Genomic DNA, 21,910 nt, shown 5'->3' on the forward strand with positions numbered 1-21,910 from the left:
CGCTTTTAAACATAATATGCTACGGTTCTCGTAGCTATATTATCCTGGTTTTTAAAGCCAGCAGTGATTTAAAATCATCACGATCAATATTTTACTTTCTCTTTGTATAAAAACTGAGTAACTAAATATTTATTTATTACCTATATTATAGCAAAGGGGATTAAGTTGCTGAATAGAAATATAAATATTTCTATTCAAACTTATTTACATGCAGCAACCTACAAAATATATAGATCCTCTGATTGATTTTGCTTTTAAGAAGATCTTCGGAAGCGACCCTAATAAAGATTTACTGATTGATTTTCTGAATGAGGTGTTTAGAGGTAGAAAACACATCATTGATTTGGTTTACAATAAAAATGAATATCCGGGTGATCTGATAAACGAAGGAGGTGTTATTTTTGATTTACTGTGTACAGGAGCTCATAATGAGCATTTTATTATTGAAATACAACGTGGTAAGCAGCAAAACTTTAAACAGCGTGCTTTATTTTACACTAGCCGTTTGATTAGTGATCAGGCTCCAAAAGGTAGAAGAAGTGTATGGAGGTATGATCTGACCGAAGTTTTTCTGATCGCTTTATTGGAAGATTCTGTGGCCGGAGATTTTCAGGAAGATCAATTTCTACACGATATTTGTCTCTGTGACAGGGATACAGGAAAAATATTCTACGATAAGCTCGGCTATATTTACATTGAATTACATAAGTTTGTAAAGACATCAGATCAATTGGAAACGGGACTTGATAAGTGGCTATTTGTACTCAAAAACATGAGTAGTATGGACAAAATACCAGCTTACCTGCGTAAACCTATATTTGAAAAACTATTTAACATTGCTCAGTTCACTAATTTAACAAAGGAGGAAAAAATGTTGTGGGATAATAATGCAAAACATAGATGGGACAATAAGAATGTATTGGATTACGCTATTAATGAGGCCAGGGAAAAGGGGATGAAATTAGGAAAGGAGACAGGTATTGAACTGGGGATTGAGGAGGGGCTTGAGCAAGGTATTAAGAAAGGGATTGAACAGGGAATTGAACAGGGCGTTAGACAAGGTATTGAACAAGGTATTGAACAAGGTATTGAACAAGGTATTGAACAAGGCGTTAGACAAGGCATTGAACAGGGTCTTAGACAAGGAATCCGTGTAGCTGTTCTCAAAATGAAAGATAACGGATTATCAGTTCAGCAGATAGCTGAAATTATGGATTTACAATTAAGCCAAGTAGAAGAATTATAACCTGTAGCCATTCAGGTGATAAAAGAAGAAGCTGTTAATATTAAACATAAAAAGGGCAGATAATCCTCAGTTATCTGCCCTTTTTATGTTGGAAGAAATATCTTAATTTCTCATCAAATCTTTTATAATAACACCCCTGTAAGGAACATTACCGCTACTGAGAAGTAAATAATCAATCCTGTAACGTCAACTAATGTAGCTACAAAAGGAGCAGATGAAGTTGCAGGGTCAGCTCCTAATTTTTTTAATAACAAAGGTAACATAGAACCCGCAAGCGACCCCCAAAGTACCACACCAACTAATGCTACCCCTACAGTGACACCGATTAATGCCCAATGCGGGCCATATAAATTAGAAAATAATGTCCATACAAAAATCCTCAGGAAACCAATTGAACCTAAAACAAGGCCAAGCATCAATCCGGAAATGATCTCTCTGCGCATGACACGCCACCAGTCGCCTATGGTAATCTCTCCCAATGCCATTGCCTGAATAATTAGCGTTGATGCCTGAGAACCACTATTACCTCCACTGGATATAATTAACGGAACAAACATAGCCAGCACAACCGCTTTAGCGATATCTGCTTCAAAATGTGCCATAGCCGTTGCTGTTAACATTTCACCAAGGAAAAGGACAACCAGCCAGCCAATCCTTCTTTTGAAAAGACCAAAAATAGGCATGTCCAGATAAGGTTCATCCAGAGCCTGGGTACCCCCTATTTTATGCATATCCTCTGTGTACTCCTCATTTGCAATCCACAAAATATCATCCACAGTTACAATACCAAGTAATACATGATTATCATCTGTTACCGGTAAAGCTACCCTGTTATTCATTCTGAAAACATTAATTGCTTCTTCCTGCGGATCATTTGCATTGAGTGCAATCGACCTGTTATCAGTCAGCTCGCCAACAGGGACTTCAGGATTGGCAAGTAAAATTTCCCTGATCCTTATATCATCCAATAAGATCCCATTTTCGTCTATGACATAAACAACATCAATGGTTTCTGAATCCTTGCCATATTTCCGGATATGTTCTAAGACCCTTTTAACTGTCCAGTCTGTTTTAACAGCAATATAATCCGGTGTCATTAAACGGCCGACACTATCTTCTTTATAACCTAAAAGCGATAGCGCTTCAACTCTGTCCTTAGCAGGTAATAAGATAATCAGTTTCTTTACAGCATCACCTTTCAGTTCAGAAAACAAGGAAGTCCTGTCATCCGGAGGCAGTAAGTTAATCAGCTGTGCAAGCTTTTCTCCGGGAAGTTTTTTTATAATTTTCTCCTGGGTAGGAAAATCCAGGATTCTAAAGACGTTAACTGCCCTTTTGATAGACAGTGTATCTATGAATTTAACCGCATATTGAGGAAGCTCGTCTATAAGATGTTCGACGTCAGAGATATTAAGCGCATCTAAATATTCTCTTAACTGTCCATCCTCATCACGCTCAATTAGTTCAACAACTTCTTCAACAACCTTTTCTTCCATAAATAGCGCTTTTATTATTTACATGTTTCTTTTGCTTTACCAAGACTGCAAAAGTGATGTTTTATTTTTAAAAACGCATTACGTAAAAACAATTAATTGTAATCCTTATCCTTTAGACTATCACCGAATGTCCATTCTATTATTTTTTCTATAGAATTGAACAGATCTATCTTCTTTTCACTCGCGCCTGCGAGAATAAGATGGTTAGTACCTGCAACAAGCAATGTGGAAACGACATCAAAATAAGTGATACAATTATTGAAGCCTGGCTCTTTTACAGGATGTGTTTTTCGGTTATGCAAACGGTTTTTACCGGACTTTTTTTTAATAACAATATTATAATCAGAAGTATCATTCAACACCATTGCCTCCATTTCACAATGATTATAGAAAGAATTAAACCGCTCTTTTAAAAGCGTTCTGATCAATTCCTGAATCGAAGGTGTATTACCATCAGATACAGAAGGCTCAGCAAGGTTATTTGTCCAGAAATTATTTTCAATAACGTACACCCGGACCATTTGGTTAAAATCACCAAAATAGCGATAGATCAGAATCTTTGATACACCAGACAGTTTGGCTACTTTATTCACACCTAAGCCACCGAAACCGTCTTTTTTAAGGATTACTCCAACTGCATCTAGTAACTTTCTTTTTGTATTTTCCTTATTTTTCATCACCAGGTATTGTTTTTCAATAGTAATGAAGCATGCATGAGCGTTGCTATAAGCAGACTCATGCAGTTCATATACTGTTTTTCATCGGTATATAATTGCTTTTCAATAGAAATGAAATGATCATTATATATGTACCAGTTAGGTTGTCAAATCATACAGAGATCGAAATTATGCTGCAATTAAACTCCTGCAGCTGATCTCCGGCTTTAACTACAAGATATACTTCAGCAGTAATGAAGGGGAAAATATTATATTAACCCATTATATTTTTATATAAAAGGGTATAATTTCACCAAAAAAAGCAATCATTGTATTAATGCTCGTATATTTATCCTGCTTAAATAACTTCTAAAAAAAAGATGGCCTATGATAATGAGTTGTATTGTTATTGATGACGAACCTCATGCTATTGATGAATTAAGTGAGCTGATTGCGCTGGTACCTCATCTGGACCTGGTAGAAACTTTTCCGGATGCAAGACAGGCTATTGCTTATCTGCAGGAAGCAGAACATATAGACATTATCTTTTCGGATATTAGTATGGCAGTTCTGAATGGAATAGAAGCTGCTCAGATATTAAATAATTATTGCCACTTCTTAGTCTATGTGACTGCACACAGGAGTTTTGCTCCCGAAGCTTTTCAGGCTAAGGCCGACGGTTATCTGCTTAAGCCTGTAAGTTATCTCTCATTCACACAAAAAGTAGAGGACCTGACACTGAAATATCATGACATTATTAAACTGCAAAAGGATGAGCAGCAATTTTTATTTATTAAAGGCGGGCAGAAAAGCAGTTACATTAAGATAAAGTATAGTGACATTGTTTATATAGAAGCCATGCTGAATTATATTATGATCCATACAACTACAGGTCATGAAATAACTTACATAGGTCTTAAGGCAATGGAAGATAAACTAAGAGTTTTGGATATCTTTTTCAGGATAAACAAATCGATTATTATCTCTTTAAACTATTTGGATCGCGTGGATGGAAATATTGCCAGACTGGCTAATGGAGAAAGTTATCAGATCGGTGATAAATATAAAAGTGTGTTTCTCGACTTTTTAAAGAAACACACTTTGAAATCATAAAGCTGATACCTTAAGATATTAAGGCCAGTTAGATGAACCGCCTGTGGTCATCGTCGGATCGCCACTAACAACTGTAGGAGGACCACTCGATTTTTTCTGATATAAAAACAACGTTTTTTTTGTTAGTGTTAATTTTTTTTTAATTAAACTCATGGCTATAATTATTAGTTATAGCCAATGTTATCCCCAAAAGAAAAGCTGCACACCTTTATTATATTACATGGGTAAATTATTATATAAAGACTGGTTAAAGCCGAAAAAGTCTGTTCAGATCCACCTGATATGCTGGTGTATATTTATCATTTATGAAGTAAGTATTTTAAAGCTGATGGCTTTAGATTACCAGCCATTTTTCTTTTATGTTCTCTATTACACGCTTAATATTTGTCTTTTTTACTTTCATTCCCTGATCTTACTCAAACGTGGGACTACAAATACCCGGAATGATTTCTGGCGTTTACCCCTATTTTTCCTTGCAGAGCTGCTTGTTTATTTTTTAATATCTATCACAATCAGCTATGGTCTGTCTTCATTAGAAAATGAGTTATTTTATAAAAAATTTCTGACAACAAGAGTTATTGCAGGTTCAGTGTGGAGAGGCATTTATTTTATTCTGTATGCCTCAGCCTATTACCTGTTATTCAGTTATAATGATAAAAAGCGAAAAGAATTAACCCAGACCATAGAAAATGAACAGCTAAAAAATGAGGTTTTACGTGCAGAACAGGACTTTCTTCGTGCACAAATCAATCCTCATTTATTATTCAATACCCTTAGTTTTATTAAATATGCAGCTAAGAAAAAACCAGAGGAAGCTAACGAAGCTATTATGAGATTATCTGGTATTATGGGCTTTGCACTAGAAAATAATAGCCAGACTATCCTTGTCTCCAAAGAACTGGAGCAAGTTGAAAATATTATCAAATTGAATCAGTTAAGGTTTAATCATACTTTACACATTAATTATATAATCAGTCTGGCCAATGATCAGGCAACTATTATCCCAATCATTTTACTCACACTGGTAGAAAATATCTTTAAACATGGTAATCTTCTGGACAAAGATTATCCGGCAGAAATCCGGGTTGAATCAACAGATGAACTCTTAATTATCCGTACCAGCAATTTGCCTAACTATGATATGAGTGTAGAAAGCGGTAAAAAAGGATTGGCTAATATTAGCTCCAGACTAGAACAGTTCTATAAAAATAATTATAAATTCAGCCATGGTTTAACAGGCAGATTATTCGAAATAGCTCTGGTAATAAACCTGAAAGGTTATTAAACTTTCAGACGTAAACAAGTATCTTATTGTTTGATTATTTATATAAATATTTAAACATTATTTTATGAAGTTAGCGATCTCTCCTACCAGTATTACGCGTACACCTGTATTTTCTCATCAAAAAGACCTGTGCGCGGTGTGGAATGAACTCAAAGATTACATCCATGAATCTTCTCCCTCATTCTTTGAAATGATTAAAGATTACGCATATGAAGACCTGCAATCTTTAGAGCCAAAAATCAGATTTACCATCTGGAAGTATTTTAATAGAGCGAAGTTCAGAGCAACGCCTTATGGAAATTTTGCCGCATTTTCAGTGGTCCCTGTCAGCAAAGACAACAAAACAGAACCTGTTACTCTGTCAAAAACACATCTTGTTCACCGTTTTATCAATTGGCAGGAGAAAGAAAATTTCAATTTCGAATCTAAATGGCTTATCCGTCATGCGGGTTTTTTAACCACCAATACCACAGCTTATGCAGGAGGCGGTGAATTACGCTATCTGAGTACAGAAAACGGATCTTTTGAATTATCAGCTATTGGGGCCGAAGAAACGACACAGTCCACCCTAAATTATTGCCGCACTAAACGAACTGTTGAAGAAATACAGAAATTTCTGCGCAATGAACATAGTCTGAGTCCGGCTATGACAAATTATTTCCTTGAACAGCTGGTTACCTTTCAATTGCTGATCACGAATTTTCAGCCTAATATTATTGGGCCCGACTATTATGGACGCATCGGTTACGCACAAACCGATAAGAAAAATGATTATATCATTGCGGAAAGAAAAAGGATCAAAGGACAACTATCCGAAAGAAGGCTACAGGTACTCACAGAGCTGACCGAATTTCTATCGAAGCATACTATGGTCAAAAAAAACCCTTCTCTTGATGATTTCAGACATCAATTCATCAAAAAATTTGAGCACAAAGAAGTTCCGCTGCAAATTGCTATGGATCCTGAAATAGGCATCGGTTACCGGTCAATGACCGTAGACAAAGATGAGGGACAGCTAATTAATGAGCTAAAAAAAACCAGAACATCCGAACAAACTCACCATATTCCCTATACTGCACTGCATCAGTTCATCTTAAACCAGATGATCCAGCAGAAAATTGTACAGCTGCATGATTTTAAAGACCCGGGAACCGTACCGCAGCCTCAGGTTCCCAATACCCTCAGTATATTACTACAATCCACAGAAGAACACCTGATTATAAGAAACCTTGGCGGCTGTACAGCAAACTCACTTTTAGGAAGATTTTCTTTAGCAAGTGAAGAAGTGACTCAAATTGGCCATAGGTTTGTTGAAATCGAGCAGGAAGCTAATCCTGATATTTTATTTTTTGATATTGGTTATCAGATAGAGAAACATGCTGATAACATTAACCGCAGAAAAGCGATCTATGATTATGAACTGCCTATATTAAGCTGGCCCGAAAGTAAACATATTTTGGCTCTTGATGATATCATGGTTAGTGTAAGAGGAGAAGAACTAGTACTTCACTCCGTCAAATACGGTAAAAGGCTGATTCCGAAATTAGCTTCTGCCTATAATTATACCCGTTCTGATCTGGCCGTTTATAGATTCTTATCTGATTTACAGCACCAGGGTATGCACACGAGCTTGGGGCTCAGTCTTTCATCCATATTTCCCGGCCTTTTACATTATCCACGAATACAATATAAAAATGTAATTCTATCCGCCGAAAAATGGCTGGTTCCCAAATCCCTCTGTCAGGAATCAAACCCGGCATCTTTAACAGAATTATACAACTGGCTGCACCTTATTAATTTACAAAAACCGTTTAGATGCGGTGAAGGTGATCAGACATTGATTTTTAATCCTGAAATAGAAGAAGACCTGCATTATTTTATGCTCTTCTGCCGGAATAAACAAGAAATATACATTGAAGAAGCTTTTATTCCTGGCCAATCACAGGTAATTGATGAAAATAATGAGCCTTATTTGTCCGAATTTATTGTGAACCTGGAACATAAAGAACAACTTTATGCACCCTATCCATTCAGGGGTTTATGGAATAATGAACACTATTTTTCCAATCTGTTTTTACCCGGCGAAGAATGGCTGTACTTTGAGATCTACTGCCATCCTTCCAAGTCCAATGCTATCCTTCTTCTTATCAACAGGAACTTTATCTCTCTTTTTAAAAAAAAGATAAAAAAATGGTTCTTTATCCGCTACAATATTCCTGCAGATCACATACGTTTGAGGTTCAAGCTTAATGAAGTCAAAGACAGTCATGAGCTTACAGCTAGTCTTTCTGGTCTGATAGCGCCATATATCACCTCTGGTATCGTAGCAGATTTACAGCTTAAAATCTACAGACAGGAGACAGAACGTTATGGACTGGAACGGATGAACATCGTAGAGACTTGTTTTCGGACTGACAGCGATTATATTATCACACTGATTACCAAACCATTCGAAATCAATGACCTTTATCTCTTATCGATTACTTTAATTGAAAATGTAATGAATAATGCCGGATATACATTGGACCAGCAACTGCGGTTTGCAGAACGTATGCATATCGCTTTTTCTGCAGAATTTAACATACAATCTGAGGGGTCTAAAAAGATTAATCAAAATTATAAGGACTTCAATTTTGATCACCTTACCCTGTCATTAAATAAATTACAGCAAAAAAAAGCGCTGATGACAGAACGTTCTTTTTTAAATAGCTTAAATGCCTGTCAGGATACAGAGAAGAATAGTGTGTTGTCCGATTTATTTCATATGCATACAAACAGGCTTTTTCATGATGATCAGCGTATGCACGAAATGATTATGTATAATTTTCTGACCAAGCGGATAAAGATGAAAATAGGCAGATTAAAGAGATAAAATTTAATTTAAAAAATAAGATATGCATTAAACAAAATTACTATTTTTACGTAAGTGGTAACATGCGCATTTTCTTTACGAAAATTCAAGTGAAGCTGTAAGCTATAGATCATTTATGAAACCTTCGACTAAAAATCACTACAATGCTCCGTCGGTATTGGTAAAGAGCCTGGAAGCGATCGAGAACTTTCAATCTGCACATAAGCTTTTTCTCAAAAAAAACACGGAGGACTCAAGAAAGTCAATGGCACAATCTCTCCAAATGGTAAAGATCCTTCAAGATGAACTATCTGCCCCCGATGAATCGGCAGATCAGATCAGAGTAGCTTTTTTAAAGCAGGTAATAACACTGGAGCAAAACATTGAAAATATCCACGAAGATGGGCTCTATCCCGATTTATATAGAGACAGCGAATCTTCTTTCCGTCTGCTGAAGGATATTCTTGATAGTTTTAAAATATCTTTATTATCAAAAGGAGAAGCTTATCCCTTCGTAGAGCTTTCTACAAGTAATAATGAATGGAAAGATCATGGCGTAGTTGCTTTTTGCAGAGATGTAAAGAACAACCTCAATCCCATAAAATTCAAGAGCTTATGGGACGCATTGCAATGTTATGAAAAAAACAAAACACAGCTTACGTATACCTTTGAAATTCTATCAATCACAGGGAATTTAGGGAAACAGCACTAAATATTTTTGAATACAGTAAAGATGTTTAATTGTATCAAACATCTTTACTGTTTATTTTTTTATTCTTTAGGATCTTTATCAGATCAATTCCCTTTTCCAGTACGGGTTTAAAAATATCTCCTTTCTCATTTACTCTTGCCGGGGCATTGAAAATCGTAAAGTCTTTCATCTTCAATCCTTTTTTCACTTCTTCCCAGTATAATGGCATAGAGACTGTGGCACCCGGTTTTGGTCGTAAAGAATAAGGTGCTGCAATAGTAGCCTGAGGCCTGTTTTGTAAAAAATCAAGATACATTTTACCTTCGCGGTTAGCAATAGTACGTTCAAGACTGGTATACTCAGGTATCTCCCGGTTGACCAGTGTCACTATTATTTTTGCAAATTCTTTACTCTGTTCATAAGTATATTTATTTCCTAATGGAATATAAACATGTAATCCGGTAGAGCCACTTGTCTTGCAGTAACAGGGCACCCCCATATCATCCAATATAGCTTTAGTCATTTGTGCTGCTTCGATGACCTGATCAAAGGAATTTTTATCAGGATCAAGATCTATAATACACCAGGTCGGATAATCAGGCTTTCTGACCGTACTGCTCCAGGGATGAACTTCAATACAACCCAAAGCAGCTGTATATAGTAAAGTCGCTTCATTCCCGCCTAACATAAAATGTTTATCAGACTCATCGCCTTCTGCATGATAAAGATAAGTTTTAGCCCAGTCAGGAACCTTTCCAGTCACATCTTTCTGATAAAAACTCTGACCACTTATCCCATTAGGATAACGGTTTAATGAAAGTGGCCGGTCTTTCATATAAGGTAGTATAAAGGGAGCCATCTGCGCATAATAATTGATCAGATCACGTTTGTTGATTTGCTCAGCAGGCCAGAATACTTTGTTCAGATTTGTAAACTTAAGCAGGCGGCCATTTACTTTTTTCTCCTGAACTTCCTCATCCGTATGAAGTAAAGTTTTATTTGCTTCTTTTTTCTGTGCCATAGCAGAATTATTTTGCTGTACTTTTTTGTCTAAAATTTCATATAATGCTGTCGGTTTTTCTAAGATGACTTCTTCAGGGTCTTTATCTTCACGCATGCCCGCAAAGGATGGATGCCGCATTAATCCATCAGTAGTCATTTCTGTAAAATCCACCTCACAAATGAGTTTGGGTTTTAGCCAGGTTGCTTTTGTTTTTGCTAAAGCAGCTCTGAAAGGCGCCGGTTTATTTACATCAGGCTGATCAGTAAATGGTGTTTCAGCTATAATCAGGGGCTGAAACTGTTCCAACAATTCATTTTGTCTTTGAATATTAAAACCAGTTCCGATCTTTCCGGTGTAAATGAATTTTCCATTCTCAAATACACCAACCAGAAGCGAGCTGAATGGCTTGTCACTGCCTGCATTATTTGTATATCCTCCTATCACTACTTCCTGCCTCCTCCTTGCTTTAATTTTAAGCCATTCACCGCTACGCTCACCAGGATAATACAAGCTATCCTTATGTTTAGCCACAATACCCTCTAAATTTGCTTTTTTGGCCGCTTCCAGAAATTCTACTCCAGAAGTTTCAAAATCCTTACTGAACCTTATCAATGAATTTTCAGGAATAAGCCGTGAAAGTATATGCTTTCTTTGAACCAGTGGCAGCCCGGTCACATCATATCCGTCATACCATAAAAGATCAAATACGTAATAAACCAGCTCTCCTTCTTCCTGACTTTTCCAGTTTTGCAGCGCACCAAAACTTGTTTTTCCTTTTTGATCAGCAACAACAATTTCCCCATCTACGATCGCATTAACATTCCAATCCCTAAGCTCTTCAAATACCGGATAAAATTTATCATTAAAAGATTTATCATTCCTTGATTTAAGTTCCACTTCCCCCTTGTTCATGAAAGCAACCGCACGATAACCATCCCATTTGATCTCATATAACCATTCTGGTTCATCAAAAGCCTTACTGACCAGTTTACTCAGCATAGGTCTTACATGTGTATAAAAGGGAGTCTTTTTTGTTTTAATCTTATTTAGCTCAGGCGTACTCACGGGCTTAGGTTTGATTGTTTTTTGTCCATAAACACGCTCAGGTTTTCTGCTTATCTGTGCAATAGTTTTTTTTGAGACTACAGATTTATCTTTTAACAGAATATCATCACCTTTAGCATATTTATCTTTATGCTTGATCAACAGCCAGCTATTTTCTCCCATTCCATGAGTTTTCACCAGTGCAAATGAGCCTTTCAGTTTTTTGCCATGTAAGGTAAAACTGATTTTACCGCTATAAAGCTGATGCCTAAGGTTTCTATCCTGGCTTTCAACACCTCCTTCTATTGGTTCATCCGCTTCATAAGTACCTTCATCCCAGATCATTACTGTCCCTCCCCCATATTCTCCCCTGGGAATAATCCCTTCAAAATCTTTATAATCGTAAGGATGATCTTCAACCATCATTGCCAGACGTTTAACATCAGGATCAATAGATGGGCCTTTAGGAATTGTCCAGCTTTTAAGTACACCTCCCATTTCGAGCCTGAAATCATAATGTAAATGCGATGCATCATGCTTCTGGACCACAAACCGCAGTTCTTTTCCATTTCCTTTTCCACCTTTGGGTTCTGGGGTCTGATTAAAAGACCGTTTCTTTTTATACGCTGTTAAACTCATTATCAAACATTTATAATAGGATCAGATTCAAAGCATAACAACGGGAAAGACTCAAAGTTTTCAGCGCCTGTTTAATTCAGGTCTTAAACAAAAGAAACAATTTATTGTTAAATCAGACATAAAACATTTATGATGAGATCTCTTTGGAACGGTGCTATTGGTTTTGGATTAGTAAATATCCCGGTTAAACTTTTTTCTGCTGTACAGAACAGTCACCTCGACCTGGACATGCTGGATAGTAAAGATCATTCAAGAATTAAATTTCAGCGTATCAATGAGCAAACCAGAAAAGAAGTGCCATTTGATAAAATTGTAAAGGGATTTTTATTAAATGACAGATACGTAATACTGGATGATCAGGACTTTGAAGATGCTGCACCAGAGAAAACAAAGATGATAGCCTTAGAGAACTTTGTGGATATCAATGAAATCAATCCGATTTATTATGAAACCTCTTATTTTGCCCAGCCTGAGAAACAAGGTAAAAAAGCATATGCCTTATTACTGAAAGCCCTGGTCAAATCGAAAAAAGCTGGTGTAGCAAGATTTGTTTTAAGAAATACAGAGAACTTATGCGTTATTCATCCTTTGAATGATATCCTGGTGATCACCAAAATAAGATTCGCAGAAGAAATACGCTCTGGCGAAGAACTTAAAATTCCTTCGACCGAAACAATCACTAAAAAGGAGCTTGAAGTTGGCCTTGCACTAATTGAGCAATATACCTCTGAATTTGATATTAAAGGCTTTAAAGACGAATATAGTAAAGAGCTGTTAAAAATCATCAAAGCAAAAGCCAAAGGCAAAAGGGCGACTGTCAGGAAATTGAAACCAGTGGAACAGGCTACAGATGATTTGTATAGTCAGCTGCTGCAAAGCCTGGAAGGGAAAAAAGGAGCTTAAACATCAATCGCAGCCTATTAAAAATCAGTATTTTTGAAGAAATCATAAAAAATGGATCATTTGATTATTGGTGATATACACGGATGTTTTTTTACATTCACTGAAATGCTCAAACACTGGGACAGAGATAAAGAATACTTAATTTCTGTCGGAGATCTTATTGACAGAGGAAATTACAGTGCCTTAGTTGTAGAAGAATGCATGAAAATTTCTAATGAATATCCCAATTCCATTTTTTTAAAAGGGAATCATGAAGCTGAAATCATCACACATTTTGAGATTGGGCACAATAAAAACTGGATGAAACAGGGCGGCCAGAAAACGCTGAGGGATTTTGATTTAAACAAATCAGATTTAAAGGATATTATAAAGTGGTTTAAATCTATGCCGCTTATTTTTGAAAATGAAACCATCCTGGTTACTCATGCAGGTATATCAGCTACAGAAGATCCTGAAAACGAAAACAATGAGCATGGGGTACTTTGGAACAGGCAGAATTTAAAGAATATGGGTAAACTCCAGATTCATGGACATACGCCATTAAAAGATGTAAAACCTGTCTATAATAATACTTCTGATTCCTGGAACATTGATACCGGAGCAGTTTATGGTTATGGTTTAACTGGTTTAAGGATTTCAGCAAAAGGAAGATTAATAGACAAATTCCATATCAAAACAGATGAAAGAGACATAATTTCTTCATCTGAAAATATGGAATAAGCAATTGAATGCCTATATTCGCCAAAATGTTCCTGTAGTTCAATGGATAGAATTTTGGTTTCCGGTACCAACGATGGGGGTTCGAATCCCTTCAGGAACACAAAAAAGCCCCTTAACAATACTGTTAAGGGGCTTTTTTTATACAGAAATAGGGGTATGACCAGGAATAACGTCTTCATTCAAAGCATAACAGAATAAAGACATATCAAAACACAATTGTTCATCCTATGAAAAACCCAATCATAATTTCCGCAATCCTGCTGCTTTCTCTTGCAGGCTGCAAAAAAGAAGATTTAAACTCCAATAGATTAAAAGTAGAAATTAGTAATAATGATCCTTATCAATTCAGAAACCCTTATGTTGTCGATGTTTTCAATCTCCGGACGGGAAGAAACATATTAAGCATCCGGGATAAACGTACTGAAGATTATCAAACCGAAGATGTGCTGCCCGGCGATAAGATTGATATTGCCTATACTATGTTTTGCAATTGCGAAATTACCATCAAATATAAAGGCCAGAAATTAGACAAACGCACCAATTATTTTTTGGACTCCAAAGAAGGAAAAATGACAGTTACTATTCCCAGATAGTATTCAGATTTTTGTTATTTTCAACCTTTATTCAATACGAAACTGTCCCTTTGACTTGATCTTTATCTTATGGCATGGAAAAAATAAAATCCAGCAAAAAACAGGTGTGAGATTTTAGAAGATTAGAATAACATGAGGGGACTCAGAAAACTAAAAACATAGTTCTAAACATTTCAAATTGAACTGACCAAATATTTTAGGTAACAAATACCACGAATGTTACCACTTGGAAAGATGAAATATCGATTTATTTGAGAAAATATGAAATTTATGCCCCATTCACGTAAGGAAAACGGGCGTTGGTGTAATAATGAAATGATTAATCATATGATAAGCTTATTATTGAATTGTGAATCATCTACCTATGAAACACACACAACAGTAATGTACCCTATATCGCATTACAAAAAAAAACCAGCCTGCCGGCTGGTTTTTTTTTATTTTGAGGATCTTTAAATCAAAGCCGGCCTTTATTTCTAAAATGCATTGATGATTAACTGAAGTGCCCCGGAGTTGTGTTCAGGACTAAACATTGCGGTTGCCGCTATAGGCATATGATGATTAAAAACTACCAGGTCTTTATTTAGTGTTACCCCCGAATTTACAATATTAGGTTTAGAGCCGTAAAAATTCTGATCCCTGCCAAAAGCAAAACCACCTCCAGCAAAAAGATGCACACTCGTAGTCCCCTCTTTCCATACCCTGTAATCAAGCACTACATAATTAGAGTAATTATTGGCCAGCTCACCATTGCTGGTTACATGTGTATCACGCCCTTGTACTATAGTACTCCAGTTAATACTGATCGGGAAGGCGTCTCCGAACTGATATCCGGCAGTTACATCAATAAAATGAGAGGTAGTAGCCTTATTATAATCAAACAGCTTAGCATTTGGGAAATCAGTAAAATTATTGATATCCCAAACTGAAAAGTTAAATCCGGCTTTGACATAACTTACATAGTAATCAAATTCTTTATATTCTCCGTTAAGTCCTGCTCCGCCCCAGAAACCTGCCGAAAAACTTCCGTCCCTGGTTGTATAATGCATATCAACATCCGTTATAGGGCTGGTCGAGACTTTAAATCCACGCCACAGATATAAATTACGTACCTGCAGGTTAACATCAAAAGGTTTATACTTTTTCACTGCTATAGTATCAATTTTTATGGCCGCAGCATCCTGTGCCGCCGCAGACAGGCAAAGGCATAGCCCTAGTATAGCCCCAAGGCTACCTTTATAAATAGTTTTCATAAAAAATCTGTTTAAGTAATTCTGATTTTTGTTTAGCTGATAATTTAATGAAGCTGCATATAAATGAGAGCTGCTATTGCTGCTCCGGCAATCGGACCAATTATAGGAATCCATGCATAAGACCAGTCACTCCCGCCTTTTCCTTTAATCGGGACTAAGGCATGTACAATCCTTGGTGCTAAATCACGTGCTGGATTAATCGCATACCCCGTAGTACCACCTAATGAAAGACCAATTACCCAGACCAGAAAAGCAACAGGAACAGCACCAACAGAACCTAAACCCACAGGTATTTTTGTCGGGGTAATTTCAGCACCTGTAATATAGAAAATAGTAAAAACCAGCACAAATGCACCTATAATTTCACTCATTATATTAGAAGTATAGTTACGGATCGCAGGGCCTGTGCAAAAACAGGCGAGCATAGCTCCCGGATCGTTATTACGGTTAAAATGATCTTTATACATGACCCAGACCAGAAATGCACCCATACCGGCCCCGATTAGTTGCGCCACTATATAAGGTACCACACTGGCCCAGGCAAACTTTCCTGCGATGGCAAGAGCGATAGTCACTGCAGGGTTTAAATGTGCCCCGCTATAAGGGCCGGCAACTGTAACCCCTACAAAAACAGCTAATCCCCAGGCTGTGGTAATTACCATCCAGCCGCCATTATTTCCTTTGGTATCGTTTAACACAACGTTGGCTACTACGCCATCGCCTAAAAGTATAAGTAACATGGTACCTATAAGTTCTGCTATGAATGGAGTCATTACAGTAAAATTAAGGATGAATAATTAGTTTGAATCAGTTTCAGAAAGGTCATCATTCCAGCTCTGTGTCGCATGGATAGCTCTCTTCCAATCTTTAATTCCCTTTTTAATCACAGCCTGATCTCCAGTAGGAACAAATTCTTTTTCTGACTTCCATAATTGCTGAATCTCTTCTACACTATCCCAGAAACCTACAGCCAGTCCTGCTAAATAAGCAGCCCCCAAAGCAGTAGTTTCTACTACGTTTGGACGTATAACTTTACAATTCAACAAGTTTGACTGAAATTGCATCAGTAAATCATTCGCTGTTGCACCGCCATCAACTCTTAATTCTTTAATTTCCATTCCTGCATCGGCCTCCATTGCTTTTAAAACATCCATTGTCTGGTAAGCAATAGATTCAAGTGCTGCAAGAGCAATATGTGCAGAAGTTGTTCCTCTGCTCAACCCTACTATCGTGCCTCTGGCATCAGGTTTCCAGTAAGGCGCACCAAGACCGGCAAAAGCAGGCACAAAGTAAACACCCTGCGTATCTTTTACACTCGCAGCAAGTTTTTCAACTTCCGATGATTTTTTAATCACCCCCAGACCATCACGAAGCCATTGCACAACTGCACCACCGATAAAAATACTGCCTTCAAACGCATATTGTATTTTACCGTTAATTTTCCAGGCTACAGTAGTTAATAAGTTATTTTTTGATTCGATAAATTCATCGCCAATATTCATCAGCATAAAACAACCGGTTCCATAAGTATTTTTCACCATGGCTTTCTCAATACACATCTGTCCGAAAAGTGCAGCATGCTGATCTCCTGCAATACCTGCGATAGGAATTTTAGAGGCAAAAATAGTCGTGGTAGTCTCTCCGTATATTTCACTTGATTGTTTAACTTCGGGAAGCATACTTTTAGGGATATCCAGAAGTTCAAGTAATTCATCATCCCATTGCTGGGTACGGATATTGAAAAGCATGGTACGGCTTGCATTAGTGATGTCAGTAACGTGTACATGGCCTCTGGTAAACTTCCAGACCAGCCAGCTATCTACAGTTCCAAAAGCCAGCTCTCCTTTATTTGCTCTGTCACGGGCCCCCTCTACGTTATCAAGGATCCATTTTATTTTAGTACCTGAAAAATAAGAGTCAATTACCAATCCCGTTTTAGAACGCACTAAATCAGTTTTACCATCTTTTTTAAGTTGATCACAGAATTCAGCAGTGCGCCTGTCCTGCCAGACAATTGCATTATAAACGGGCTCACCGGTTTCTCTATCCCAGACAATGGTCGTTTCACGCTGGTTAGTAATACCGATTGCTTTGATATTAGACCCGTTAATTCCCATTTTAACAGTTGCTTCTGCTGCTACACTGGCCTGGGTTGACCAGATCTCATTAGGGTCATGCTCTACCCATCCTGATTGCGGGAAAATCTGGGTAAATTCCTTCTGTGCAGTAGATTTTATCTGTCCTTTATGATCAAAAATAATCGCACGAGAGCTCGTTGTGCCCTGATCCAGAGCCAAAATGTAATCTTCCATAACTTATTGATTTATATTGGTTTAATTGATCCTGAATAATTTCTATTCGGGGGTATATGGTACTAGTAAATAAGACTGGGCCAGCTTTCTGAAAGCCTTGACCTGTTCATTTTCCCAGGCTTCATCATAATGTAGTTCTGTGGCTATTAACCTGGCAACAGCAGGTGCCATATCAATAGCAGCACGTGCATCTAAAAATAATGCCCTTACTCTTCTGGCCAAAATATCTTCTACGGTACGGGCCATTTCATGTCTCACACCCCAGATGACTTCAGCTTTGATATAAGGTAAACGGCTATGAAGTTTTCCTTTCCATTCCGGGTTTTCTGTTCCTAAAGCCAATACCGCCGCCTCATCACTTCCGTAAACATATAAATGATCGTTGCGGTCAACATCTGCTTTACTGCCGTGGATAGCGAGTTCTTTTGTTTGGGTAGGACGGGAAGTTAGTTGACCAACCTCAATTGCTTTGTCAATGGTATCCTCCCCCATTCTGCGGTACGTAGTCCATTTACCACCTGTGATAGTAATTAAACCAGATGCGGTAACGATCAGCTTATGGCTTCTTGAAATTTCTTTTGTTTTAGAAGAACCATCTTCCGGCGCTGCCAAAGGGCGTAAACCTGCAAATACACTAAGTACATCTTTACGAGTTGGTGCTTTAATCAGATATTTTGTTGCTGTACGCAGGATAAATTCTATTTCCTCTTCTAAGGCTACGGGCTCCAGACTATGCTTATCGAGTGGAGTGTCTGTGGTCCCTACCACTAATTTATCATGCCATGGCACTACAAATAAGACCCTGCCGTCATCAGTTTTAGGAATCATAATTGCATCTTCGCCCGGCATAAAAGTACGCTCAATAACCAGGTGTACCCCCTGACTTGATCTGACCAATGGTTTTTTACCTGGTTTATCCATTTGTAAAAGATCGTCTACAAAAACCCCGGTCGCATTGATGACAGTTTTACTTTTCAGGTTATAGCTGATTCCTGATTCTACATCAGTTGCGATTACACCTGCTACCTTACCGGCAGTATCTTTAATTAAGCTTGTTACACGAATATAATTCAGGATCGTAGCTCCCTGCTCCAAACTCGTTTGTGCCAGGTTTACTGCAAGACGTGCATCATCAAATTGTCCGTCATGGTATACTACCCCGCCATATAGGTTTTTAGGCTGTATAGTGGAAAGTTTACTGATTACATCTTTTTTAGAAATATGTTTTGCACGGCCAAAACCGAGTCTTCCGGCTAAAAGATCATAAAGTGTTAATCCAATAGTGTAAAATGCACCCCCCCACCATTCGTAGTTAGGAATAATGAACGACTCATTTTTCACTAAGTGAGCTGCATTTTTCAAAAGCAAACCGCGTTCATATAAAGCTTCCCTTACCAGTCCTATATCGCCCTGCGCTAAATAACGAACACCGCCATGCACTAATTTAGTACTTCGGCTGGAGGTCCCTTTTGCAAAATCTGCCTGTTCCAATAATAAAGTCTGATAACCACGGCTGGCCGCATCAAGCGCAGCGCCTAAACCTGTTGCACCACCACCAACTACAATGACATCCCAAACCTTTTCCGGATCAACAATATTTTGTATCAATTCTTTTCTGCTTGTGTTCATCTTTTGGGCCTCCTTATATTTTGTAACGATTTGTTTCGCTTTGTATATCAAATCTATAAAATAAAACATTTCAAAACAAATAAAAATCAATAAGAACCTTCGTTTATTCTAAAAACTACTAAAAAAGCCATATAAAGAACGTTTATGAACATAAAGAATAAAACAATAACCCGAAATCGAAACAAAACGAAACACCGAGTAAAATATTTAGGGCCGCTCTTTAAACAAAACTTAGGGTTTTTGTTTATTTTTGGCTATCAGCAACATAATCAACCTAACCGGAATGAAGAGTATAACCGAAAGACATCAGTTAATTTTAAAAAAACTTCAGGAAACCGGATCTGTTAACGTTCAGGAGCTCAGCGCACAAATGAAAGTTTCTGATGTGACTATCCGAAAAGACCTGAAACTACTGGAAGACAAGAAATTACTCTTCCGTACACATGGTGGCGGCTCTAAAACAAATCCTTATACCAATGACAAACCCGTTGCTGAAAAGGAACAGATACATGCGGATAAAAAAAGACTGATTGCTAAAGCTGCCGCTGAAATGATTGGCCATAACGACTCTATAATTATTGCTTCCGGAACTTCTATGCTCGCACTGGCAAGAGCCATACACCCCGAAAAACATCTAACAGTAATTACCTCCGCCTTAAATGTTGCCCTGGAGTTATCACATCACCTGCATGTAGAGGTTTTACAGCTTGGCGGCCAGCTGAGACAAAATTCATCTTCAGTAATGGGGCCTTATGCGGAACAGATTTTAACGGATGTTTCCTGCAGCATGCTATTTCTGGGGGTAGATGGAATAGATATTGAAACCGGGTTAACTACGACAAGCCTGATGGAAGCCCGCCTGAATCAGAAAATGATCAATGCCGCACAGATTACCGTTGTCCTGGCTGACAGCTCTAAAATGGGAAAAAGAGGACTGGGAAAGATCTGTTCTCTTGATCAGATCCAGCATGTGATTACTGATGACGGAATTTCTCCGGCTTTGGTTAAACTCATGGAAAACAAGGGTATCAGCGTAACTATTGTTAAAGAAAAAGGTTAGACCAATACCCGGTTAATTATTCAAATTCAATTTTACAGCGCTCTCTGCTTAATGCATCCATAAAACTATGGTGTTCATATGCCGTTTGTTTCAGCATAGCTTCATCTTTTTTATAGGTGTTTTTAAGTTCTTTTCTATTCATTGCCTGAAAGAAACGCCTGATATCATCCCGGCTTTTTAAAATCAATGCAGGAACTTCTTTGGGCTTATTATCTTCTCCGATAGCAACCATGGTAAAATAACTTGTATTGGTATGTTTGATGACATGAGTTTTCAGGTTCTCTGAAATCACCCTGATGCCAATAATCATAGATGTCTTTCCTACATAATTTACAGATGCCATCAGCGAAACAATCTCTCCTACTTCGACAGGTGCCAGAAAATCAACTACATCAATAGATGCTGTAATACAATATCCATCAGCATGTTTTGCAGCACATACATAAGCGACTTTATCCATCAGGCCCAGAATAATACCTCCGTGTATCTTACCGCCAAAATTTGAATAAGACGGAATCATCAACTCTGTTAAAGTAACCTGAGAATTTGCAACTGGTTTATAATCTGACATGTTATTTTTTTGATTGCAATTTAGCTTTTTTCGCAAAACAGTCAAATCTGGCGGGCATGATTTTTGATCGGAAAGAAAATAAATAATATACATGACTGTTGCCAGAAAGCCCTTTAATTTTGTCGCATTACTGATCAATATCCTGATTCCGCTTGGCTTTGGTGTAGCAGGCGGCCTGATTACCCAGATATCCATTAAGAAATGGTACCCCTTTATTGAAAAGCCTTCTTTCAACCCACCAAACTGGTTATTCCCCCCGGTATGGTCTTCACTGTTTATTATTATCGGGATTTCTTCTTACCTGATCTGGTCCAAAAGAGCACAAATTGCACATTTTCCAAGAACCATAGCCATTTATTTTATTCAGCTTATCCTGAATTTATGCTGGTCTTATTTATTCTTTTACCACCACCTGATTGGCGCTTCTCTGATAGAAATCATAGCGCTGCTGGCAGCAATTATCGTGAATGGCATCGTTTTCTATAGAATTGACAAAACTGCAGGATTACTATTTATACCTTATTTTTTATGGGTTAGTTTTGCGACTATACTCACCTATAATATTTACCTTCTCAACTAAAGGTTATACTTCTTTTTAGCTGCAACTTCGTCAAATTTATTTCTGATAAGAAAGCTATCAGAAATAAATGATGACTTGTTTCGCTTAAAAATAAGTTATAACCAGTTTTTCCAGCAGAATCAGATGCCGATAGCAACAAGTTATCATTTATTGTTTACAGGAAAGCTATCAGAAATAAATGAGGACTTGTTTCTCTCAAAAATATTTTACTATCTAAATGTAAACAGCTTCTAAAAGAAAACCTGTAATTTAGGAAAGTGATCTC

Annotated in this window: 18 protein-coding genes and 1 tRNA gene; 11 read left to right on the forward strand and 8 right to left on the reverse strand. The window is 37.5% G+C overall.

From position 1 onward, the window contains the following. Positions 1 to 208: 208 nt before the first annotated feature. The gene (locus HDE68_RS24725) at positions 209 to 1,246 is read left to right on the forward strand and encodes an Rpn family recombination-promoting nuclease/putative transposase (RefSeq protein ID WP_183885113.1); all 1,038 of its coding nucleotides are present in this window, start codon (positions 209 to 211) and stop codon (positions 1,244 to 1,246) included. 122 nt (positions 1,247 to 1,368) lie between these two features. On the opposite strand, the gene mgtE is transcribed toward HDE68_RS24725, so the two are convergent. Next, positions 1,369 to 2,742 (reverse strand): magnesium transporter, encoded by a 1,374-nt coding sequence (gene mgtE, locus HDE68_RS24730; RefSeq protein ID WP_183885115.1) that lies wholly within the window; start codon positions 2,740 to 2,742, stop codon positions 1,369 to 1,371. A gap of 92 nt (positions 2,743 to 2,834) precedes the next feature. Beyond that, the gene (locus tag HDE68_RS24735; RefSeq protein ID WP_183885117.1) at positions 2,835 to 3,419 is read right to left on the reverse strand and encodes a TetR/AcrR family transcriptional regulator; all 585 of its coding nucleotides are present in this window, start codon (positions 3,417 to 3,419) and stop codon (positions 2,835 to 2,837) included. 366 nt (positions 3,420 to 3,785) lie between these two features. On the opposite strand from HDE68_RS24735, the gene HDE68_RS24740 reads away from it, so the two are divergent. The 4 genes from HDE68_RS24740 (at position 3,786) to HDE68_RS24755 (ending at position 9,359) form a co-directional block, all read left to right on the forward strand. Continuing rightward, on the forward strand, positions 3,786 to 4,511 hold the full coding sequence (locus HDE68_RS24740) for a LytR/AlgR family response regulator transcription factor (protein ID WP_183885119.1): 726 nt from the start codon (positions 3,786 to 3,788) through the stop codon (positions 4,509 to 4,511). Between the two features lie 220 nt (positions 4,512 to 4,731). Next, positions 4,732 to 5,796, forward strand: coding sequence for a sensor histidine kinase (locus HDE68_RS24745; protein WP_183885121.1), 1,065 nt, complete (start codon positions 4,732 to 4,734; stop codon positions 5,794 to 5,796). Positions 5,797 to 5,860: 64 nt separating this feature from the next. Continuing rightward, positions 5,861 to 8,668 carry a lantibiotic dehydratase gene (locus HDE68_RS24750; protein WP_183885123.1) on the forward strand — a complete coding sequence of 936 codons (2,808 nt, stop codon included), beginning with the start codon at positions 5,861 to 5,863 and terminating at the stop codon, positions 8,666 to 8,668. A gap of 115 nt (positions 8,669 to 8,783) precedes the next feature. Then, positions 8,784 to 9,359: a hypothetical protein gene (locus tag HDE68_RS24755; protein ID WP_183885125.1), complete on the forward strand. Its 576-nt coding sequence runs from the start codon at positions 8,784 to 8,786 to the stop codon at positions 9,357 to 9,359. Positions 9,360 to 9,393: 34 nt separating this feature from the next. Here HDE68_RS24755 and ligD read toward each other — a convergent pair whose 3' ends face one another. Continuing rightward, the gene (gene ligD / locus HDE68_RS24760) at positions 9,394 to 12,024 is read right to left on the reverse strand and encodes a DNA ligase D (RefSeq protein ID WP_183885126.1); all 2,631 of its coding nucleotides are present in this window, start codon (positions 12,022 to 12,024) and stop codon (positions 9,394 to 9,396) included. Between the two features lie 132 nt (positions 12,025 to 12,156). Here ligD and HDE68_RS24765 point away from each other — a divergent pair, with 132 nt between their 5' ends. The 4 genes from HDE68_RS24765 to HDE68_RS24780 all read left to right on the forward strand — a co-directional run bounded on the left by HDE68_RS24765 (position 12,157) and on the right by HDE68_RS24780 (position 14,240). Continuing rightward, positions 12,157 to 12,927, forward strand: coding sequence for a Ku protein (locus HDE68_RS24765; RefSeq protein WP_183885290.1), 771 nt, complete (start codon positions 12,157 to 12,159; stop codon positions 12,925 to 12,927). 51 nt (positions 12,928 to 12,978) lie between these two features. Then, positions 12,979 to 13,647: a metallophosphoesterase family protein gene (locus HDE68_RS24770; RefSeq protein WP_183885128.1), complete on the forward strand. Its 669-nt coding sequence runs from the start codon at positions 12,979 to 12,981 to the stop codon at positions 13,645 to 13,647. Between the two features lie 28 nt (positions 13,648 to 13,675). Next, positions 13,676 to 13,747, forward strand: a tRNA-Arg gene (locus HDE68_RS24775). 127 nt (positions 13,748 to 13,874) lie between these two features. Next, complete coding sequence (locus tag HDE68_RS24780; RefSeq protein WP_183885131.1) at positions 13,875 to 14,240, forward strand: hypothetical protein; 366 nt, start codon at positions 13,875 to 13,877, stop codon at positions 14,238 to 14,240. Between the two features lie 476 nt (positions 14,241 to 14,716). On the opposite strand, the gene HDE68_RS24785 is transcribed toward HDE68_RS24780, so the two are convergent. The 4 genes from HDE68_RS24785 to HDE68_RS24800 are packed head-to-tail and all read right to left on the reverse strand — an operon-like array spanning position 14,717 to position 19,434. Further along, positions 14,717 to 15,493 (reverse strand): hypothetical protein, encoded by a 777-nt coding sequence (locus HDE68_RS24785; protein WP_183885133.1) that lies wholly within the window; start codon positions 15,491 to 15,493, stop codon positions 14,717 to 14,719. Between the two features lie 44 nt (positions 15,494 to 15,537). After that, positions 15,538 to 16,266: an MIP/aquaporin family protein gene (locus tag HDE68_RS24790; protein WP_183885135.1), complete on the reverse strand. Its 729-nt coding sequence runs from the start codon at positions 16,264 to 16,266 to the stop codon at positions 15,538 to 15,540. Positions 16,267 to 16,290: 24 nt separating this feature from the next. After that, positions 16,291 to 17,805 carry a glycerol kinase GlpK gene (gene glpK, locus HDE68_RS24795; RefSeq protein WP_183885137.1) on the reverse strand — a complete coding sequence of 505 codons (1,515 nt, stop codon included), beginning with the start codon at positions 17,803 to 17,805 and terminating at the stop codon, positions 16,291 to 16,293. A gap of 42 nt (positions 17,806 to 17,847) precedes the next feature. Then, positions 17,848 to 19,434, reverse strand: a complete 1,587-nt coding sequence (locus HDE68_RS24800; protein ID WP_183885139.1) for a glycerol-3-phosphate dehydrogenase/oxidase — start codon at positions 19,432 to 19,434, stop codon at positions 17,848 to 17,850. Positions 19,435 to 19,717: 283 nt separating this feature from the next. Between HDE68_RS24800 and HDE68_RS24805 the strand changes: the two genes are divergently transcribed. Beyond that, positions 19,718 to 20,494, forward strand: a complete 777-nt coding sequence (locus HDE68_RS24805) for a DeoR/GlpR family DNA-binding transcription regulator (RefSeq protein WP_183885141.1) — start codon at positions 19,718 to 19,720, stop codon at positions 20,492 to 20,494. A 16-nt stretch (positions 20,495 to 20,510) separates the two neighbouring features. On the opposite strand, the gene HDE68_RS24810 is transcribed toward HDE68_RS24805, so the two are convergent. After that, positions 20,511 to 21,065: an acyl-CoA thioesterase gene (locus tag HDE68_RS24810; RefSeq protein ID WP_183885143.1), complete on the reverse strand. Its 555-nt coding sequence runs from the start codon at positions 21,063 to 21,065 to the stop codon at positions 20,511 to 20,513. Positions 21,066 to 21,156: 91 nt separating this feature from the next. Between HDE68_RS24810 and HDE68_RS24815 the strand changes: the two genes are divergently transcribed. Then, positions 21,157 to 21,645: a TspO/MBR family protein gene (locus tag HDE68_RS24815; protein WP_183885145.1), complete on the forward strand. Its 489-nt coding sequence runs from the start codon at positions 21,157 to 21,159 to the stop codon at positions 21,643 to 21,645. Positions 21,646 to 21,910: the final 265 nt, after the last annotated feature.

This window comes from Pedobacter cryoconitis (assembly GCF_014200605.1).
GTDB lineage: Bacteria > Bacteroidota > Bacteroidia > Sphingobacteriales > Sphingobacteriaceae > Pedobacter > Pedobacter cryoconitis_B.

Bases quoted from the DNA above. Each gene is read 5' to 3' on its own strand.
- mgtE (WP_183885115.1), bottom strand. From the start codon at position 2,742: ATGGAAGAAAAGGTTGTTGAAGAAGTTGTTGAACTAATTGAGCGTGAT.
- HDE68_RS24755 (WP_183885125.1), top strand. From the start codon at position 8,784: ATGAAACCTTCGACTAAAAATCACTACAATGCTCCGTCGGTATTGGTA.
- HDE68_RS24790 (WP_183885135.1), bottom strand. From the start codon at position 16,266: ATGACTCCATTCATAGCAGAACTTATAGGTACCATGTTACTTATACTT.
- HDE68_RS24740 (WP_183885119.1), top strand. From the start codon at position 3,786: ATGATAATGAGTTGTATTGTTATTGATGACGAACCTCATGCTATTGAT.
- ligD (WP_183885126.1), bottom strand. From the start codon at position 12,024: ATGAGTTTAACAGCGTATAAAAAGAAACGGTCTTTTAATCAGACCCCA.
- HDE68_RS24745 (WP_183885121.1), top strand. From the start codon at position 4,732: ATGGGTAAATTATTATATAAAGACTGGTTAAAGCCGAAAAAGTCTGTT.
- HDE68_RS24735 (WP_183885117.1), bottom strand. From the start codon at position 3,419: ATGAAAAATAAGGAAAATACAAAAAGAAAGTTACTAGATGCAGTTGGA.
- HDE68_RS24750 (WP_183885123.1), top strand. From the start codon at position 5,861: ATGAAGTTAGCGATCTCTCCTACCAGTATTACGCGTACACCTGTATTT.
- HDE68_RS24815 (WP_183885145.1), top strand. From the start codon at position 21,157: ATGACTGTTGCCAGAAAGCCCTTTAATTTTGTCGCATTACTGATCAAT.
- HDE68_RS24805 (WP_183885141.1), top strand. From the start codon at position 19,718: ATGAAGAGTATAACCGAAAGACATCAGTTAATTTTAAAAAAACTTCAG.
- HDE68_RS24780 (WP_183885131.1), top strand. From the start codon at position 13,875: ATGAAAAACCCAATCATAATTTCCGCAATCCTGCTGCTTTCTCTTGCA.
- HDE68_RS24800 (WP_183885139.1), bottom strand. From the start codon at position 19,434: ATGAACACAAGCAGAAAAGAATTGATACAAAATATTGTTGATCCGGAA.
- HDE68_RS24725 (WP_183885113.1), top strand. From the start codon at position 209: ATGCAGCAACCTACAAAATATATAGATCCTCTGATTGATTTTGCTTTT.
- HDE68_RS24810 (WP_183885143.1), bottom strand. From the start codon at position 21,065: ATGTCAGATTATAAACCAGTTGCAAATTCTCAGGTTACTTTAACAGAG.
- HDE68_RS24770 (WP_183885128.1), top strand. From the start codon at position 12,979: ATGGATCATTTGATTATTGGTGATATACACGGATGTTTTTTTACATTC.
- HDE68_RS24765 (WP_183885290.1), top strand. From the start codon at position 12,157: ATGAGATCTCTTTGGAACGGTGCTATTGGTTTTGGATTAGTAAATATC.
- HDE68_RS24785 (WP_183885133.1), bottom strand. From the start codon at position 15,493: ATGAAAACTATTTATAAAGGTAGCCTTGGGGCTATACTAGGGCTATGC.
- glpK (WP_183885137.1), bottom strand. From the start codon at position 17,805: ATGGAAGATTACATTTTGGCTCTGGATCAGGGCACAACGAGCTCTCGT.